16 protein-coding genes are annotated in these 18,380 nt (G+C 66.4%); 11 read left to right on the top strand and 5 right to left on the bottom strand.

Translation table 11 applies throughout. The features are described 5' to 3' along the window. Position 1 precedes the first annotated feature (1 nt). The 5 genes from hsdR to ACFOOQ_RS02050 all read left to right on the top strand — a co-directional run bounded on the left by hsdR (position 2) and on the right by ACFOOQ_RS02050 (position 5,856). On the top strand, positions 2–2,347 hold the full coding sequence (gene hsdR / locus ACFOOQ_RS02070; protein ID WP_379721048.1) for an EcoAI/FtnUII family type I restriction enzme subunit R: 2,346 nt from the start codon (positions 2–4) through the stop codon (positions 2,345–2,347). 43 nt (positions 2,348–2,390) lie between these two features. Further along, complete coding sequence (locus ACFOOQ_RS02065; RefSeq protein ID WP_379721045.1) at positions 2,391–2,519, top strand: hypothetical protein; 129 nt, start codon at positions 2,391–2,393, stop codon at positions 2,517–2,519. A 21-nt stretch (positions 2,520–2,540) separates the two neighbouring features. Next, the gene (locus ACFOOQ_RS02060; RefSeq protein ID WP_379721042.1) at positions 2,541–3,737 is read left to right on the top strand and encodes an MFS transporter; all 1,197 of its coding nucleotides are present in this window, start codon (positions 2,541–2,543) and stop codon (positions 3,735–3,737) included. 259 nt (positions 3,738–3,996) lie between these two features. Beyond that, positions 3,997–4,596 (top strand): class I SAM-dependent methyltransferase, encoded by a 600-nt coding sequence (locus ACFOOQ_RS02055; protein ID WP_379721039.1) that lies wholly within the window; start codon positions 3,997–3,999, stop codon positions 4,594–4,596. A 144-nt stretch (positions 4,597–4,740) separates the two neighbouring features. Then, positions 4,741–5,856, top strand: a complete 1,116-nt coding sequence (locus ACFOOQ_RS02050; RefSeq protein ID WP_379721036.1) for a cytochrome c oxidase assembly protein — start codon at positions 4,741–4,743, stop codon at positions 5,854–5,856. Positions 5,857–5,862: 6 nt separating this feature from the next. Here ACFOOQ_RS02050 and ACFOOQ_RS02045 read toward each other — a convergent pair whose 3' ends face one another. The 5 genes from ACFOOQ_RS02045 to ACFOOQ_RS02025 form a co-directional block, all read right to left on the bottom strand. After that, on the bottom strand, positions 5,863–6,321 hold the full coding sequence (locus tag ACFOOQ_RS02045) for a nucleoside deaminase (RefSeq protein WP_379721033.1): 459 nt from the start codon (positions 6,319–6,321) through the stop codon (positions 5,863–5,865). A 32-nt stretch (positions 6,322–6,353) separates the two neighbouring features. After that, entirely contained in the window at positions 6,354–8,093 is a 1,740-nt protein-coding gene (locus ACFOOQ_RS02040) for a protein kinase domain-containing protein (RefSeq protein WP_379721030.1), read from the bottom strand. A gap of 65 nt (positions 8,094–8,158) precedes the next feature. After that, positions 8,159–8,980, bottom strand: coding sequence for a formate/nitrite transporter family protein (locus ACFOOQ_RS02035; RefSeq protein WP_379721027.1), 822 nt, complete (start codon positions 8,978–8,980; stop codon positions 8,159–8,161). Between the two features lie 362 nt (positions 8,981–9,342). Continuing rightward, positions 9,343–9,480, bottom strand: a complete 138-nt coding sequence (locus tag ACFOOQ_RS02030) for a hypothetical protein (RefSeq protein WP_379721024.1) — start codon at positions 9,478–9,480, stop codon at positions 9,343–9,345. Between the two features lie 252 nt (positions 9,481–9,732). Beyond that, positions 9,733–10,521, bottom strand: coding sequence for an IclR family transcriptional regulator (locus tag ACFOOQ_RS02025; RefSeq protein ID WP_379721021.1), 789 nt, complete (start codon positions 10,519–10,521; stop codon positions 9,733–9,735). A 141-nt stretch (positions 10,522–10,662) separates the two neighbouring features. Between ACFOOQ_RS02025 and ACFOOQ_RS02020 the strand changes: the two genes are divergently transcribed. From ACFOOQ_RS02020 to ACFOOQ_RS01995, 6 genes are all read left to right on the top strand, one after another. Beyond that, positions 10,663–11,889: a CaiB/BaiF CoA transferase family protein gene (locus ACFOOQ_RS02020; RefSeq protein WP_379721018.1), complete on the top strand. Its 1,227-nt coding sequence runs from the start codon at positions 10,663–10,665 to the stop codon at positions 11,887–11,889. 19 nt (positions 11,890–11,908) lie between these two features. After that, positions 11,909–14,560, top strand: a complete 2,652-nt coding sequence (acnA, locus tag ACFOOQ_RS02015) for an aconitate hydratase AcnA (RefSeq protein ID WP_379721015.1) — start codon at positions 11,909–11,911, stop codon at positions 14,558–14,560. A 78-nt stretch (positions 14,561–14,638) separates the two neighbouring features. Beyond that, complete coding sequence (locus ACFOOQ_RS02010; protein WP_379721012.1) at positions 14,639–15,661, top strand: ABC transporter substrate-binding protein; 1,023 nt, start codon at positions 14,639–14,641, stop codon at positions 15,659–15,661. A 2-nt stretch (positions 15,662–15,663) separates the two neighbouring features. Beyond that, entirely contained in the window at positions 15,664–16,512 is an 849-nt protein-coding gene (locus tag ACFOOQ_RS02005) for an ABC transporter ATP-binding protein (RefSeq protein WP_379721009.1), read from the top strand. Beyond that, complete coding sequence (locus ACFOOQ_RS02000) at positions 16,493–17,344, top strand: ABC transporter permease (RefSeq protein ID WP_379721006.1); 852 nt, start codon at positions 16,493–16,495, stop codon at positions 17,342–17,344. The genes ACFOOQ_RS02005 and ACFOOQ_RS02000 overlap by 20 nt, the downstream gene beginning before the upstream one ends. Beyond that, positions 17,341–18,351, top strand: coding sequence for an NADP-dependent oxidoreductase (locus tag ACFOOQ_RS01995; protein WP_379721003.1), 1,011 nt, complete (start codon positions 17,341–17,343; stop codon positions 18,349–18,351). Before ACFOOQ_RS02000 ends, ACFOOQ_RS01995 begins: the two co-directional genes overlap by 4 nt. Positions 18,352–18,380: the final 29 nt, after the last annotated feature.

The raw sequence follows: 18,380 nt of genomic DNA, 5'->3' as shown, positions 1-18,380 counted from the left end.
CATGAACGAAGCCGAAACCCGCGCCGAGCATATCGATCCTGCCCTGGCCGCGGCCGGCTGGGGCGTGGTGGCGGGCAGCCGCATCCGCCGTGAATACCAGATTATTCCGGGCCGGCTGGAAGGCCGTGGCCGGCGCGGCCGGAGCCTCACCGCCGACTACCTGCTGGTCTACCGCAACACCAGCCTGGCGGTGATCGAGGCCAAGGCCTGGGCCGAGCCGCTGACCCTCGGTGTCGCGCAGGCCAAGAATTATGCCGGCCGGCTGGCCCTGCGCTTTGCCTTCTCGGCCAACGGGCAGGGCGTCTACCGCATCGACATGCAGTCCGGACAGGAGGGTGCGGTTGCGCGCTTCCCCACGCCCGATGAACTCTGGGCGCTGGCCTTTCCGGCGGCCGATCCGTGGCGCGACCGTTTCGCCGCCGTGCCGTTTGAGGATCGCGGCGGCTATTACCAGGGCCGCTATTACCAGGATATCGCCATCGACCGGGTGCTGCAGGCGATTGCCGGCGGGCGCGACCGCATCCTGCTGACTCTCGCCACCGGCACCGGCAAGACCTTCATCGCCTTCCAGATCGCCTGGAAGCTGTTTCACGCGCGCTGGAACCTCGGCGACCGGACCTCCGGGGCCGCGCCGTCGCGCCGGCCGCGCATCCTGTTCCTCACCGACCGCAACAACCTGGCCGACCAGGCCTTCAATGCCTTCACCGCCTTCCCCGAGGATGCGCTGGTGCGCATCCGGCCCGACGAGATCGCCAGGACGGGTCGGGTGCCGAAGAACGGCAGCATCTTCTTCACCATCTTCCAGACCTTCATGAGCGGCCCGCCCGACGAGACTGGCGAGGCCTCGCCCTATTTCGGCGACTATCCGCCGGATTTCTTCGACTTTATCGTCATCGACGAATGCCATCGCGGCGGTGCCCGTGACGAAAGCACCTGGCGGGCGATCCTCGAGTATTTCGCGCCCGCCGTGCAGCTCGGCCTGACTGCCACGCCGAAGCGTCACGACAATGTCGATACCTATGCCTATTTCGGCGAGCCGGTCTTCACCTATTCCCTGAAGGACGGCATCAACGACGGATTTCTCACGCCGTTCCGGGTGCGGCAGATCGCCACCACGCTGGACGATTACATCTACACGCCGGGCGATACGGTGGAGGCCGGCGAGATCGACCGCAGCCGGCGCTATGGCGAGCGCGAGTTCAACCGCGCGATCATGATCCCGGAACGCGAGGCCTATCGCGTCCGGCTGTTCATGGACGAGATCGACCAGCGGGAGAAGACCCTGGTCTTCTGCGCGACCCAGGAACATGCCCTGCTGGTGCGCGACCTGATCAACCAGATGAAGACCAGCACCGATCCGGATTACTGCCACCGCGTCACCGCCGATGACGGCGCGCTGGGCGACCAGTATCTGCGCGCCTTCCAGAACAACGAGAAGACCATTCCCACCATCCTGACCACCTCGCAGAAGCTGTCGACCGGGGTGGATGCCCGCAACGTGCGCAATATCGTGCTGCTGCGGCCGATCAATTCGATGATCGAGTTCAAGCAGATCATCGGCCGCGGCACGCGGCTGTATGACGGCAAGGATTATTTCACCATCTACGATTTCGTCCGCGCCCATCAGCATTTCAGCGACCCGCAATGGGATGGCGAACCGCTGCAGCCCGAGCCGCCGGGGCCGCCGCGCCCGCCCGGCGGACTGGAGGAAGAGCCGGAACCACCGCCCGAACCGCCGCCGCCCCGGCAGACGATCCGGGTGAAGCTGGCCGACGGTCGGGCGCGCCGCATCCAGCACATGATGGCGACGTCCTTCTGGCATCCGGACGGCACGCCGATGTCGGCGCAGCAGTTCATGGAAATGCTGTTCGGCAGGCTGCCGGACTTTTTCCATGACGAGGATGAACTGCGGGCGATCTGGAGCGATCCGGAGACACGTCGCAAGCTGCTGGAAGGGCTGGCCGAGTCGGGCTTCGGCCGCGAGCAGCTCGCCGAGATGCAGAAGATCATCGATGCCGAGAACAGCGACCTGTTCGACGTGCTGGCCCATGTGGCCTATGCCGTGCCGCCGCAGACAAGAACGCAGCGGGCGGAGCGGGCGAAGGCGGCGATCAGCCGTGAATTCACCGACCGCCAGCAGGCTTTTCTCGATTTCGTGCTGTCACATTACGTGGATGTCGGGGTCGACGAACTGGATGCCGACAAGCTGACCCCGCTGCTGCGCCTGAAATACCGCGACTCGCTGGCCGATGCGGTGGCCGACCTCGGCCGGCCGGACGAGATCGGCCGGGTATTCCGCGGCTTCCAGCGCCATCTGTATGATGAGGGCGGGGCGAGTAAAAGCTGAAGGCCTTGCATCCGGGACCTGATATTTTTACCGTATTCGCCGAATGACGAATGAATCGCCCCTGGCCGCACCGGCCGGCCTGGCGACCGGCGAGATCGACGGGGCGCGGCCCTGCTATTGCGTCGATCCCGGCCGGTTGCAGCGCCTGCAGCACCTGATCGGCGACCTGTAAACCCTCCGCACCGGATCGTCCATGCCGCCCGTCAGCCACCGTACCGTCCTCGTCCTCACGCTTGGCACGGCGCAGACGCTGGGCTGGGGCACCACCTATTACCTGCCGGCGATCCTCGCCGCGCCGATGGCGCAGAGCTTCGGCGTCTCCGGCGAATGGATCTACGGCATCTTCTCGGTGGCGATGCTGCTGACCGCCTTCATCGGTCCGGCGGTCGGCCATCGCATCGACCGTTTCGGCGGCCGCGGCGTGCTGACGGCCTCGAGCCTGGTCTTCGCCTGCGGCCTGGCGCTGCTCGGCGCGGCGCCGAACCTCGCCGTCTTCGCGCTCGGCTGGGGCGTCATCGGCCTCGGCATGGGCATGGGGCTTTACGAGGCCGCCTTTGCCACCCTGACGGCGATCTATGGCCGCAACGCGCGCAACGCCATCACCGGGATCACCCTGCTGGCCGGTTTCGCCAGCACGGTCTGCTGGCCGCTGTCGGCGGTGATGGAGGCGGAATGGGGCTGGCGCATGGCCTGTTTCGTCTGGGCCGGCGCGCATCTGCTGATCGGCCTGCCGATCAACCGCTTCATGGTGCCGCAGGCGACCGGCGAATACACCGCGCCGCCGCCGCCGCCGTCGCAGCCGGCGGCGGGCGCCGCTGGCGGGCCGATCTTCGACCGGCCGATGATCCTGCTGGCGCTGGCGTTTGCCGCGACCTGGATCACCAGCACGGCGCTGGCGGCGCATCTGCCGCGCATCCTGGAACTGGCCGGGGCCAGCAAGACCGCGGCCATCACGGCGGCCGCGCTGGTCGGCCCGGCCCAGGTGGCCGCGCGCATCCTCGAATTCGGCGTGCTGCAGCGCTTCCATCCGCTGCTCTCGGCCCGGCTGGCCACCATCACCCATCCGGTCGGGGCCGCCATCCTGCTGATCTTCGGCGGTCCGGCCTGCTATCTCTTCACCATCCTGCATGGCGCGGGCAACGGCGTGATGACCATCGCCAAGGGCACGCTGCCGCTCGCCATCTTCGGGCCGGTCGGCTATGGCCGGCGGCAGGGCTGGCTGGCCGCGCCGACGCGCTTCGGCCAGGCGCTGGCGCCCTTCATCTTCGCCATCCTGCTCGAGCATTTCGGCGAATACGTGCTGCTGGTCACCAGCGCGCTGTGCCTGACGGCCTGCGCCGCCATGCTGCTGCTGCGCCGGACCGAGGCCGAGGCGCGGGCCGGCACCTGAACGGCGCATCCCCCCGCTGGTGTCATCAAATCTTCGCTGGCAAATGACCGATGCCGCCGCCGGCGGGGCTGCAGTCCGGTGCCGCGCCGGCGACCGTGGCCGGTGTGCCGATCGAGGTGCCGGTGATGCGCTCGGTGGCGGTCATCGTCAACCGCAGCCGCGGCTGTTCCCTGCCTTCGGACCAGCCGCCATCGGGCCGAGCCTCTGTAACCGGACGGCGAAGACGGCTAATCTGGCGGTCCGACCAGAGGGAGCTGTCTTGAGCAAAACACTTTTGCATGTCGGCTGCGGGCCCAATACCCGGAAGCAGACGATCCGCCACTTTGCCGACGGCGACTGGCGGGAAATCCGCTACGACATCGATCCGGCCGTGCAGCCGGATATCATCGGCGGCGTCACCGATCTGTCGGCCATCGCCGATGGCAGCATCGACGCAATCTTCTCCTCGCATAACATCGAGCATGTCTTCATCCACGAGGTGAATATCATGCTGCGCGAGTTCCTGCGCGTGCTGGCGCCGCAGGGTTATGTGGTGGTCACCTGTCCGGACATGAAAGGCATCAGCCGGCTGGTGGCCGAAGACCGGCTGCATGTGCCGGCCTACCAGTCGCCGTCCGGCCCGATCACGCCGCATGACATGATCTATGGCCATGGCCGCTTCATTGCCGAGGGCAATCATTACATGGCGCATAAATGCGGCTTCACGCTGGGCTCGCTGCAGCGTTGCCTGGTCGATGCCGGCTTCGGCACGGTGGCGGGCCTCGAAGTGCAGAAGGCCTATGCGCTCTGGGCCGTGGCGAGGAAAGAGCGCGTGCCCGCCGAGGAGCATATCGCCTTCGCACGCCAGGTGCTGGCGTAACCCGCGGCTGCGGCACATGCGGCTGCGACCCTGCGCCGCATTGAGCCTGCCGGGCATGGAGCGGACACTGCAGAGGTTGTGTCTGCAGAAACCGATACGGGGTTCCGGGAGGATGGTCGGCTGTCGGCGGCGGCATCGGTTTGTGTGCCGCTGCTCGTCCTGCTGACCGCCTGGCCGGCTTTCGCGCATGGCGGCGAAGACCTCACCGAGGCGACCGCCTGGACGGCCTGGGACCTGACGCCCGATATCGTCATTCCGACCCTGCTGGTGGCCGCCTGCTATATCGCCGGCCTGCTGCGCCGCGCCAATGCCGCCCAGCCGGTCCCGGCCTGGCGGCATGTGGCTTTCTTCGCCGGTCTCGCTGCCGTCTTCATCGCGCTGCAGTCGCCGGTCGATCCGGTCGCCGAGCGGCTGTTCTTCGTCCACCAGATCCAGCATCTGCTGCTGCGCATGATCGGGCCGATGCTGATCGCACTGGCCTGGCCGCAGGGCATCCTGACCGCGGGGCTGCCGGCCGGCGCCCGTCGCACCGTGCTGGTGCCGGTGATGACCAATCGCAGTGTGCAGGCCGTCTTCGGTTTCCTCGCCCATCCGGTGGTGGCGATGGCAACCTTCATCGTCTCGCTCTACGCCTGGGAAGTGCCGCGCTGGCACAATGCGGCGCTGCTGAACGACGGCATCCACTATCTGATGCATGTCACCATGCTGGTCGCCGGCCTGTTGTTCTGGTGGCTGGTGCTCGACCGCCGCCCGCCGCCGCAGGGCCTGCGCCACGGCATGCGGCTGATGATGCTGTGGCTGGCGATTCTCTCCAACATCATCCTCGGCGGCTATACCGCCCTGAAGCATGACGTGCTGTATACGGCCTACGACACCCTTGGCCGCCTCTACGGGCTGTCGGCGATCACCGACGAGCATATCGGCGGCATCATCATCTGGATTCCAAGCAGCATGATGTGCCTGATCGCCATCCTGCTGGTCATCCATATGTGGGGCCGGCATGAAACCCTGCTCGACGAGCGCCGGCAGGCCGGTCTGCCCGGTCCGCGCGGCAGCGCGCCGGTGCCGACCACGGCGGCGGCGCTGGTCGCCCAGACCCGGCCGAAGAACCGCGCACTGGCCCTCAGCGTGGTGGCCTTTGCGGCCTGCGTCTTCGCGACGGTCTTCCTGATTGCCGTGCTCGACACCCTGCCGGCGCACCGGCCGGGCCATGGCGAGCTGCATGCCGCGATGCCGGCCGATCGGACCAGGCTGCACTGACCGGTTCTAGTCCTCGGCGATGTCCTCGGCCCAGAGTTCGGGCTTCTCGGCAATGAAGCGGCGCATCAGCGCGACGCAGTCGGCATCGTCGGCGACCAGCACCTCGACACCATGCTGGCGCAGGAAATCCGGGTTGCCGGCGAAGTTCTGCGCCTCGCCGATGACGACGCGCGGGATACCGAACTGCAGGATGGTGCCGGTGCACATCATGCAGGGCGACAGCGAGGTGTAGAGCGTCATCCGGCGGTAGCTCTTCTGCCGGCCGGCGCGGCGCAGGCAGTCCATCTCGCCATGGGCGATCGGGTCGCCCTCCTGGACACGGCGGTTGCGGCCGGCGGCGATCAGGCGGTCGCCCTCGGCCAGCACGCTGCCAATCGGGCAGCCGCCTTCCTCGTAGCCGAGCTTCGCCTGGTCATAGGCGAGGCGCAGGAAGCGGCGGTCGGTCTCGGTCAGGGCGGCGCTCATGCCGCAAGGCTAGCCCGGCGGCCCGGGCGGGATCAACCGTGCTGCAGGCCGAGCGCGACCAGCAGCAGGACGACGGTGCCGGCAAGGATTGCCGCCACGCCCTTCCAGAAAGCCAGCGGGCTGCGCGCGAGCAGCGGCGCCGCGCCACGGCCGGCCAGGGTGCGGTTCGGGTGGCGCAGGTCGTGGGTGAATTCGGAGAGTTCGGCATAGCGCCGCAATGGATCCGGATGCACCGCCCTGCGCAGCACGGCATCGATCCAGGCCGGAATCTCGCGGTCGTCATCGGCGGCGGGCAGATAAGCCAGCCGGCGCAGCGCCGCCCGGCTGCGCACGCGCGCCGCCGCCGTGCCATAGGGCAGGCGGCCGGTCAGCATCTGGTAGGCGATGACGCCGAGCGAGAAGATGTCCGAGCCGGGCGAGCCGCCCTCGCCGAGAAAATACTCCGGTGCGGTATACTGCACGGTGCCGAGGATATCCTCCGGAGCATCCGGCGCGGCGCTTTCGGCGACGCCGGCCACCCGCACGGCGCCGAAATCGATGATCTTCACCGTGCCGGTGCGGTCGATCATGATGTTCTCCGGCCGCAGGTCCTGGTGCAGCATCTCCATGCGGTGAAACGCCTGCAGGCCGCGGGCGATCTGCTCGACGATGTCGCGCACCGTCTCGAGGCCGGGCCGCGGGTGGTCGGTCATCCACTGGGTCAGGGTCTGGCCGTCGACGAATTCGGTGGCGACATAGAGATAGCTGCGCTGCCGGGTCGGCGGGCAGGGCTTCAGCACATGGGCGCTGTTGAGGCGGCGCGCCACCCATTCCTCCATCAGGAAGCGCCGCAGGTAATCCGGATCGTGGCGCAGGTCGATGGAGGGCAGTTTCAGCGCGACCAGCGCCTGCGTTTCGGGATCGGTGGCGAGGTAGATGTGGCTGCGGCTGCTGCCATGCAGTTCGCGGATGATGCGGTAGCCGTCGAACAGGGCCCGCGGCTCGGGCAATGGCGGCAGCGCCAGGCCGGAAATCTGCCCGGCCACCTCGTCGGCGCCCGGGTCCGGCAGGCTGTCGATGCGGACGATCTGCAGGGTCAGGTTGTCCGGGCTGCCCTGCTGCAGGGCCTCCTGCACGATCAGGGCGGCGGCGCCATCGAGGTCGCCGGCCTGCGCGCGGATGGCGGATGCCATGAAGCCGGGCGCGACGTATTCGTGGATACCGTCGGTGGCCAGCAGGAAGATGTCGCCGGCCGCGACCGGCACGGCGAGATAGTCGATCTCGAGCTGCGGATTGATGCCGAGTGCGCGGCCGAGATAGCTCTGCTGCGACGAGACGACGATCCGGTGATCCTCGGTCAGCTGTTCGAGGGTCTGGCCGCCGAGCCGCCAGATGCGGGAATCGCCGACATGAAACAGATGCGCGGTGGCCGACTTGATGACCATGGCGCTGAGCGTGCAGACATAGCCGCGGTCGCGATCGTAAGGATCGCGGCCGCGCCGCGTCTGGGCATGCAGCCAGGAATTGGTGGCGTCCAGCACGCGTTGCGCCGAGGTCTTCACCGACCAGGCGTCGGACGTGCAGTAATAATCCTCGAGGAAGCCCTTCACCGCCGATTCGCTGGCGATCTGGCTGACGTCGCTGCTGCTGATGCCGTCGGCGAGCGCGACGGCGATGCCCTTGCTGCTCAGCAGCGGCTCGGCGGGAATGACGATGCCGTGGAAATCCTGGTTGGTTTCCTTGCGGCCGCGGTCGGAATGCTGCCCGACCGATATCGTCAACTGGCGTGACATCCCGGCATCATACAGAACAAAAGCCTCCGCCGTCGCCGGCGGAGGCTTCCGTCCGGTCCGATCGCTCAGGCGGCAATCTTCAGGTTGCGCTTCGGTGCGGTCCGCGCATGGGTCGAGTACAGCGTCAGGCCGGTGAAGGCGAGGCCGCCGACCAGGTTGCCGACAACGGTCGGGATCTCGTTCCAGATGATGTAGTCCATGACCGAGAAGCTGCCGCCCATCAGCAGGGCCGAGGGGAACAGGAACATGTTCACCACCGAATGCTCGAAGACCATGGCGAAGAACAGCATGATCGGCATCCACATGGCGATCACCTTGCCGCTGACCGTGGTGGAGATCATCGCGCCGACCACGCCGGTGGAGACCATCCAGTTGCACATCACGCCGCGCAGGAACAGGGTCAGCATGCCGGCCGCACCGTATTTGGCATAGCCGAGCGTACGGGCCTCGCCGATATGCGAGATGACGGTGCCGACCTTGTCCGGCGGCGTCTGGAAGCCGTAGGTATAGTAGACGGCCATCATCACGGCGACAGTGAAAGCGCCGGCGAAATTGCCGACAAAAACCAAGCCCCAGTTGCGTAGCACGCCGCCGATGGTGACGCCCGGGCGCTTGTCGAACAGCGCCAGCGGCGACAGCACGAAGACGCCGGTCAGCAGGTCGAAGCCCAGCAGGTAGAGCATGCAGAAGCCGATCGGGAACAGGATCGCGCCGATGATCGGATAACCGGTCTGCACGTTCACCATCACCGCGAAGGCGGCGGCGAGTGCGAGGATGGCGCCGGCCATGAAGGCACGGATCAGCGTGTCGCGGGTCGACATGAAGACCTTCGACTCACCCGCATCGATCATCTTGGTGACAAACTCGGAAGGCAACAGATACGCCATAACAGTCCCCTTTTCGGATTTGCAGAGACAATCCACCCGATCCCGCGCCCCGGTTTCCGCGCAGCGGAGACCGGGATGAAGGTCTTCATCCCATGTGTGGAGCAAGCCGCAGGCGATACACGCCTGCCGGATCGGGCCGTCGTTAGCCAGACAATCAGGCCATCGTTGGCCTGGATAGCCAGAGAGGAAAGCACGGATCGTGCCAAGGCCGGATCGCCGCCCGGGTCCGGCATTTAGCCGCTCCCGGGCCCCGCGCGTCGCAGCGAAATGCGTCAGAACGACGCAGCCGCTGCCCAACAAATGGTCAATGCGGGACCGCCGGCCCGTGGCGGCGATCCCCGGGCCGGCGGTCCCATGACGGGTCAGAGCGTCACCACGATCTGCTCGAAGGGGAAGGTCCGGTCGATCAGCGGCTTGAGGGCGCCGGAGGCCAAGCTGCCGCGCGCCATCGCCGCGGTCAGCGGCTCGAAGGCCGGGCCGCCGATCGGGTCGAACACCACCCGCACGCCCTCCGGGCCGGCGATTGCGGCGAGGCGCGCGCCGAGGCCTTCCTCGGCCGCGGCGATGACATGGGCGGCGCCGGCGTCGAGCAGGGCCTCCGTCTCCTGCCGGTGCGCGGCACGGCAACCGGCATGGCGCCGACCCGGCGTTGAGTGTTGGGCAACTCAGTAGATTTTCCAGGCTTGCCCGCCGGAGCGGTTTTCGACCTGTCCGGCGGGCGGGCCACCGACCGAGGTGCCCGGCCTTGCCTGTTATGGCGTCTTCGTGCCGCTCAGCGTGTTCCACATGGTGCCGCCGCCAAGGGCGAAAGACAGGTTGCGGCCTGCTTCGAGCAGCAGTTTGCCGATTTGCGGCGTGGTCTGCGGCGTGAAGCGGGTGCGCGGGCCCGAGATGGTCAGGGCGCCGGCCAGCGAGGTCCGGCCGCCCCGTGCCGCATAGACCGGCACGGCGGCCGCCGCGGTTTCCGCGTCGCGCTCGCCGTAGGAGAACAGCGGCAGGTCCTTGAATTGCGCCTGCAGGCCCAGTTCGCTGTTCTGTGCCGGGTCGAAACGCAGCAGGACATGACCGGCGGCGCCCTGGTTCAGGATCAGCCGGTCGCCCTCGCGGACATGGTCGCGGATGGTATGCGCCGAATCCTCGCGAAACAGGCAGATCCGCATATCCTGGTCGCGGATGAAGAACGAGGCGCTTTCGCGGGTTTCGCCGAGCAGCGATTTCAGGGCCGGGCGGACATGCGTCTCGAGGCGGAAGCTGTGCTGGTAGGCAGCGCCGAGCCGCATCAGTTCCGAGCCCAGCGCAAATGATTTGTCGGGCAGGCGGACCAGGAAACTGGCGCGCTCCAGCGAGGTGATCAGGCGCAGGATCGTGCTCTTGTAATAGCCGGTTCGCGCGGCCAGCTCGGCGAGACTGAGCGAGGGGTCGCGGTCGGAGAAGCAGCGCAGGATGGTGACCGCGCGGTCGACGGCGTCGACGCCGCCGCTGCTTTTGGCGGGGGCTGAACTGTCGGTCTGCGGCGCCGGCAGGGCTTTTTTTCTCGGCATGGCTCGATGTGAAACCCGATTTTTGAATGTCCGGTATGGCTGGAAATTCCCTGCCGTGCAAACAGGTTGACACGAAGCAGGAAGGATATTCTACTATACAGAATAGTATTCTGTCAGATAGAACAATAGCTGGAAACGCCTATGTCGGACAAAAACCTTCCCCTCAGCGGGATTCGCGTGCTCGATTTCGGCCATACCGTGATGGGACCGTCCTGCGGGATGATCCTTGCTGATCTCGGCGCGGAAGTCATCAAGATCGAGCCGGCGCCGAAGGGCGATCCGACGCGCTATCTCAAGGGCTTCGGCCTCGGCTATTTCGGCTATTTCAACCGCAACAAACGCAGCCTCGCGGTCGACCTCAAAACGCCGGAAGGCCATGAGATCATCGGCCGGCTGCTCGAGAAGGCCGACGTGCTGATCGAGAATTTCGCGCCCGGCACGATGGAGCGCCTGGGCCTCGACTATGCCGTGGTCGGCCAGCGCAATCCGCGCCTGATCTATGCCAGTCTCAAGGGCTTCCTCGACGGCCCGTACAAGAACCGCCTCGCACTCGACGAGGTGGTGCAGATGATGACCGGCCTGGCCTTCATGACCGGGCCGACCGGCCGGCCGCTGCGGGCCGGCACCTCGGTGGTGGACATTACCGGCGGCATGTTCGCGGTGATCGCGATCCTGACGGCGCTGCGCAGCCGCGATGTCTCGGGGCGCGGCCAACTCGTCGAAAGCGCGCTGTTCGAGACGGCGGTCTTCCTGATGGGGCAGCATCTCTGCTATGCGGCGCAATCCGCCGAACCGGTTCCGCCGATGCCGGAGCGGGTTTCGGCCTGGGCGATCTATGAGCCGTTCCAGACCGTCGACAGCCGGCAGATCTTTGTCGGCATCACGACCGACAAGCACTGGCAGCGGTTCTGCCAGGTGATCGCCCGGCCGGATCTGGCCGAAAACCCGGCCTTCGCCACCAACAACCAGCGCATCGAACAGCGTCCGCTGCTGGTGGCCGAACTGAGCCGCTATTTCTCCGGACTGACCCTGGCACAGGCGACCGAGATCTGCGACCGGGCGCAGATCCCCTTTGCTCCCATCACGCGGCCCGAAGATCTGTTCGACGATCCCCATCTGGCCGCGACGTCCGGGCTGTTGCCGACCGATCTGCCGAATGGCGTTCACACCAAGCTTCCGCGCCTGCCCATCCATCTGGCCGAGAGCGGCTTCGACCTGCGCAGCAACCCGCCAGCCGTTGGCGAAAGCACCGCCGCGCTGCTGGCCGAGCTGGGGTATTCGGGCAGCGATATCGAGCGTCTCGCGTCCGCGCAGGTGATCGGCATGCCGATGCCCGGAGACACCGGGCAGGCCCGAGCCGCATCCTGAGGCCGACGGGGCGACCGTCATGCCGGATATAGCTGCCATAGCCCCCGATAGCGCGATCCGTCATGTCGAGACGGATCAGGGCCGGCTGTCCTGGGTATCGCTGGCCGATTATGCGGCGCGCGCCGGGATCGCGCTGGAAAAGCTGCCGCGATCGCTGCGCATCATCCTCGAGGCCGGCCTGTGTGCTGCCGCCCGTGGCGAGCTGGATGCCGGGGCGGTGCAGGCCGCCGCAGCCTGGCAGCCGGGATCGCCACGGTCGGCCGATCTGGTCTTTCCGGTGACCCGCGTCATCCTGCAGGATGCCGCCGGGCTGCCGCTGCTGGCCGACCTGGCCGCCCTGCGCGATGCCGCGGCCAAGGCCGGGCAGGACCCGGGCGCCATGCAATCGGTGATCCCCTTCGCCCTGGTCGTCGATCATTCCGTGCAGATCGACAGTTACGGCACGAGCGAGGCGCTGCAGCTCAACCTCGACCGGGAACTGGACCGCAACGAAGAGCGCTACGGCTTCCTGAAGTGGGCGGCGCAGGCCTTCGACGGACTGACCCTGGTGCCGCCCGGAAACGGCATCATCCACCAGGTGCATCTCGAACAGCTGGCCGAAATTGTCAGCGTCCGGAACGGCTGGATTTCCGCCGACACGGTGATCGGCAGCGACAGCCACACCACCATGGTCAACGGGCTTGGCGTGCTGGGCTGGGGCGTCGGCGGCATCGAGGCCGAAGGCGCATTGCTGGGCGACCCGCTGACGGTGGCGGCACCGGAGATCATCGGCGTGGCACTGACCGGCCGGCCGCGCCCCGGCGTGCTGGCGACCGATCTTGCCCTCGCGCTGACCCGGAAATTGCGCCAGCTCGGGGTCACCGGTGCCTTTCTGGAATTCCACGGCCCCGGCCTTGCCAGCCTCAGCGTCGAGGATCGTGCGACGCTGGCCAATATGGCACCCGAATATGGCGCAACGCTTGCGCTGTTTCCGGTCGACGAGGATGTGCTGTCGTATCTGCGCACCACCGGCCGGCCTGAAGCGCATCTGTCGCTGATCCGCGCGCATCTGGAGCGACAGGGGCTGTTCGGCCGCGATGGCTTCGATGCCATCGCCTACAGCCGGCATGTCGCATTCGACCTTGGTGCAGTCGGTCCCAGTGTTGCCGGGCCGACGCGGCCGGACCAGCTGGTCGGGCTGGAGGATGTCAGCGCCAGTTTCGCCCGGCAGTTTCCGGAACCCGCCGCAACCGCCCGGCCGCCTGTCCTGTCGCATGGGCAGATCGTGCTGGCGGCGATAACCTCCTGCACCAACACGGCCAACCCGGGCGCCATGGTGACGGCCGGGCTGCTGGCCCGGGCCGCGGTGGAGCGCGGCCTGGCTGTGCCGGCCGGGATCAAGACGTCCTTCGCGCCGGGCTCGCGCGCCGTGCCGGATTACCTGGCGCAACTCGGTCTGCTCGCGCCGCTTGCTGCTCTCGGCTTTCATGTCGATGCCTTCGGCTGCGCCGTCTGCGTCGGCAACTCGGGACCGCTGGCGCCTGACATCGAGGCGGCCCTGGCAGGGGAGACCGTCGGCGTTGCCGTCCTGTCGGGCAACCGCAATTTCGAGGCGCGCGTGCATCCGAAAATCCGGGCCGCCTATCTGATGAGTCCGGCCCTGGTGGTTGCCTATGCACTGGCCGGCCGCATCGGGGCGGATCTGTCGCGCGCGCCGCTGGGTCACGATGCACAGGGCCGGCCCGTCCTGCTGCGCGATATCTGGCCGGCGCCGGAAGCCATCGCAGTTGCAATGGCGGAGATGCCGCGACAGCGCGGCCGGTCCGCCCCCTATATCCCGGCCCGCTGGAACAGCCTGCCGGTTCAGTCCGGCCCGCGGTTCTCCTGGCAGGACGGCTCGACGTTCCTATGCCCGCCGCCGTTTTTCGAGCGGCATGCCGGCGCCTTCGGCGCGCTGGCCGGGGCGCGGCCACTGCTGGTGCTGGGCGATGACATCACGACCGACCATATCAGCCCCGTCGGCACGATTTCGCCGCAGATGCCGGCGGCGCGCTATCTCGCCTCGCTTGGTATCGAGCCGGACCGCTTCGGCAGTTATGCCGCGCGCCGCGTCAATCACGAGGTGATGCTGCGCGGCACCTTTGCCAATCCGCGCCTGCGCAATGCCCTGGTGCCGGATCGCACCGGGCCGGTCAGCCGTCATCTGCCGTCGGGCGAGACCGGCGACCTGGTCGACATTGCGGAACGTTACGGCGCGGAGGGAAGGGCCGTCGTCATTCTCGCCGGCCGGAATTACGGCACCGGCAGCGCGCGGGACTGGGCCGCCAAGGGTACGGCGCTGCTGGGTGTCAGGGCGGTCATCGCGCGCAGTTTCGAACGCATCCATCGCAGCAATCTGGTGCGGCTCGGCGTGGCGCCGCTGGAACTCGTCGAGGCGGTCGAACCGGCCACCCTGGTTGCCGGCGCGAAAGACATCGCCATCGATATCACGCCGGCAGAGCCGCTCGGCATCGGATCGCGGTGCACGATCAGGCTGCGCATCGACGGGGCTGCGCATGTGCTGCATGCACGCCTGCGTGCCGATACGGCGATGGAAATCGCGTTGCTGCAGTCCGGCGGCGTGTTCGCGTTCTTCCTCGAACACAAACTCGGCGTGACACCGACAGCATCGGTTGACTCGCCCGTGCCGTGACCATATTCTGTTTAGAGAAACGATGTTCTGTCTAATAGAACAATACTGAGGAAACGCAAAGATGAGCAGGAGGGCTCGATGAAAAAGTTTGCTATTGCCGCTGCAATTATTGCTGCCGGTTTGTTGCCGGCGCTGGCCGCCCGTGCGGACAGTGTCGAAAAGCCTGACGTGTCGATCGCGGTCGGCGGCAAGGTCGCGCTGTATTATCTCCCGCTCACCATCGCGGAATCGAAAGGCTATTTCAAAGCGGAAGGCCTGAACGCCCGCGTGCTCGATTTCCAGGGCGGTTCCAAATCCGTGCAGGCCGTCGTCGGCGGCAGCGCCGACATTTTGTCGTCTGCCTACGAGCACATGATCAACCTGCAGGCCCGCGGCCAGTATCTGAAGACCTTCGTGCTGCAGGGCCGCTATCCCGGCTTCGCACTCAGCGTCGCCACGGCCAAAGCCGACAAGTACAAGACCGCGGCCGACCTGAAGGGCATGAAGATCGGCGTCACCTCGCCGGGTTCGAGCACGAACATCATGGTGAACCTGCTGCTGGCGAAAGCCGGCATGAGCCCCAATGACGTCGCCATCATCGGCGTCGGCGCCGGTGCCGGCGTGGTGGCAGCCATGAAGAACAACGAAGTCGATGCCGTTGTGCAGGCCGATCCGGCCACCTCGCTGCTGGTGGCGCAGGGTCTCGCCGTGGTCAAGGTCGATACCCGCAACGAAGCCGGCACGACGGCCGTCTATGGCGGTCCGATGCCGGCGGCGAGCCTGTCGGCCAAGGAGGATTTCATCAAGGAGAATCCGAAGACGATCCAGGCGCTGACCAATGCCATGGTCCGTGCCCTGCATTTCATCAGGAATTCGACCGACGAAGAGCTGCTGGCCGCAATCCCGAAGGAATCCCTGCTGGGCGGCGAGCATGATCTTTACGTCAAGATGATCCCCGCCGTGCGTCCGTCCTATTCGCCGGACGGTCGGATTTCCCACACGGCGGCCGATACCGCGCTCAGGGTGGTTGCGCAGCAGAATTCCGCTGTGAGCCAGGCGAAGATCGATCTGGCGCGGACGTATGACAACAGTTTCGTCAGCAAGGTTCCGAAGGATCGTTGATGATGGCTGCTGCCGTTGAAGCGGTCGCTTTGCGGCGGCCGTCCACCTCAATCCCCGCCGTTGCCCTGCACAATGTAAGCTGCACCTTCCCCGCAAGGGGAAGGTCCGGTGGGCTCTATACGGCGGTCAAGGACACCACCATCCTGATCGAGCCCGGCGAGTTCGTCTCCGTCGTCGGGCCGACAGGATGCGGCAAGTCCACGCTGCTGAATGTCGCTTCGGGCCTGATGCAGCCGACCACGGGCCGGATCGAAATCTTCGGCGAGCCGCTGCAGGGGATCAATCGCCAGGCCGGCTACATGTTTCAGGCCGATGCACTGATGCCCTGGCGCAGCGCGCTCGAGAATGTCCTTGCCGGCCTCGAATATGCCGGCATCGATCGCAAGGAAGCGACCGAGCGGGCCATGCAGTGGCTGGCCCGGGTCGGCCTGCGCGGTTTCGAGAAGACCTATCCGCATCATCTCTCGGGCGGCATGCGCAAGCGCGTCGCACTGGCGCAGATGCTGATCATGGACCCGAAGATCATCCTGATGGACGAGCCGTTCAGTGCGCTCGACATCCAGACCCGCCAGCTGATGGAGAACGAGCTGCTCGATCTGTGGTCGGCGGATCGCAAGTCGGTATTGTTCATCACCCATGACCTGGACGAGGCCATCGCAATGTCCGACCGCGTCGTCGTGCTGTCGGCCGGGCCGGGCACGCATCCGATCGGCGATTTCCATATCGACCTGCCGCGGCCGCGCGATGTTGCCGAAATCCGCGACACTGCCGGTTTCGCGCGCCTGCACAGCGAAATCTGGGCTGCCATGAAGGAAGAGGTTCTCAAGGGCTATGCACAAAGCCGCCGCTGAATCGACCACCCCGGCCGCGCGGAGCTCGCTCTGGGCCTTCCTGCGACCGCGCCGCGCCACCTTGCCGGTCTATCACCTGGTCCTGCTTGGCGGCCTGCTGGCGCTGTGGAAACTGCTGACCAGTACCGGCATCCTGCCGCCGTTCTTCTTCGGCGATCCGGTCATCGTGTTCGGCACGATTGTCGACTGGTTCGTCTCGGGCGAAATCTACCGCCATCTCTGGATCACGCTGGTGGAGACCGCTGTCGCCTTTGTCGTCGGCTCGGGCCTCGGCCTTGTCACCGGCCTGTGGCTGGCGCTCAACCCGACCGCCTCGGCGCTCGCCGCACCCTATATCAACGCCTTCAACTCGATGCCGCGTGTCATTCTGGCGCCGATCTTCGCTGTCTGGTTCGGGCTTGGCATGCTGTCCAAGATCGCGCTCGGCGTCACGCTCGTCTTCTTCGTCGTCTTCTTCAATGTCTACCAGGGCGTGCGCGAGGTCAGCCCGGTGGTCCTGGCCAATTCCCGCATGCTCGGCGCGACCAAGAAGCAGCTGCTGCGCACCGTCTATCTGCCGTCGGCGACGAGCTGGGTGTTCTCCAGCCTGCACATCGCGGTCGGCATGGCCTTCGTCGGCGCGGTGATCGGTGAATACATGGGGTCCGAAGCCGGTGTCGGCTATCTGATCCTGCAGGCCGAGGGTACCTTCAACATCCACGCCGTTTTCGCCGGGGTGATCGTTCTGACGTTTTTCGCCATTGGCCTCGATGCTGTCGTCGGGCTGGTCGAGCGCCGCCTGCTGTTCTGGCAGCCGAAGGAAGCAAGCACCGTGAGTGAGGGCCAGCTATGACGGCACCGATGCGCAACCGCCAGATCGTCTATGCCAAACGGCCGGTCGGCGAGCCGGATCTCGGCTGTTTCGACCTTGTCGAGGGAGATATCGGCCGGCCAGGGCCCGGCCAGGCCCTGATCCGCAACGACTATGTCTCGGTCGACCCCTATATCCGCATGCGGATGGAGGCGAAGGATTCCTACGCGCCGGTCATGAAGATCGGTGAAATCATGGTCGGCCGCACGGTGGGCCAGGTCGTCGAGAGCAATATTCCCGATTTCAAGACCGGGGACTGGGTCGTGGGCCGGCTCGGCTGGCAGGATTACAGCATCGCCGCTGCTGCCGACCTGCAGAAGATCGATATCAATGCTGCGCCGCCAACGGCCTATCTCGGCTCGCTCGGCTCGACCGGCATCACCGCCTGGGTCGGCCTGATGCATTTCGGCCAGCCGAAGGCGGGCGAGACGGTGGTGGTATCCGCGGCTTCCGGCGCGGTGGGCAGTGTCGTTGGCCAGCTGGCCCGGCGCCGTGGCTGCCGGGCGGTCGGCATTGCCGGCGGCAAGGCGAAATGCGCCATCGTCACCCGGGAATTCGGTTTCGACGCCTGCGTCGATTACAAGTCGCCGGATTTTGCCAGCGAACTGGCGGCCGCGGTGCCGAAGGGCATCGATGTCTATTTCGACAATGTCGCCGGCCCCATCCTCGATACGGTGCTGCCGCTGCTGAACAACTTCGCACGGGTTCCGCTCTGTGGCCTGGTGTCGCAGTATAATGCGACCGAGCCCTACCGGATCGCCAATTACCGCGAGGTGTTCAACCGGCGGGTCACCATCCGTGGTTTCGTGCTGTCCGACCATCGCGACCTCTGGCCGGCGGCTACCGAGGAACTGGCCGCCGCCTATGCCGCCGGACAGTTGAAGTATCGCGAGACCATCACCGATGGTCTGGAGAATGCGCCGCAGGCTTTCATCGACATGCTGCGCGGCGGCAATATCGGCAAGCAGCTGGTCCGTATCCGCACCTGATCCTGTTTCATCTTCGCAAGAGTCGAAAG

This window comes from Ferrovibrio xuzhouensis, assembly GCF_042648965.1.
GTDB lineage: Bacteria > Pseudomonadota > Alphaproteobacteria > Ferrovibrionales > Ferrovibrionaceae > Ferrovibrio > Ferrovibrio xuzhouensis.
The sequence above is the reverse complement of the archived record's forward strand: the minus strand, read 5'-3'. Positions and strand labels throughout refer to the sequence as shown.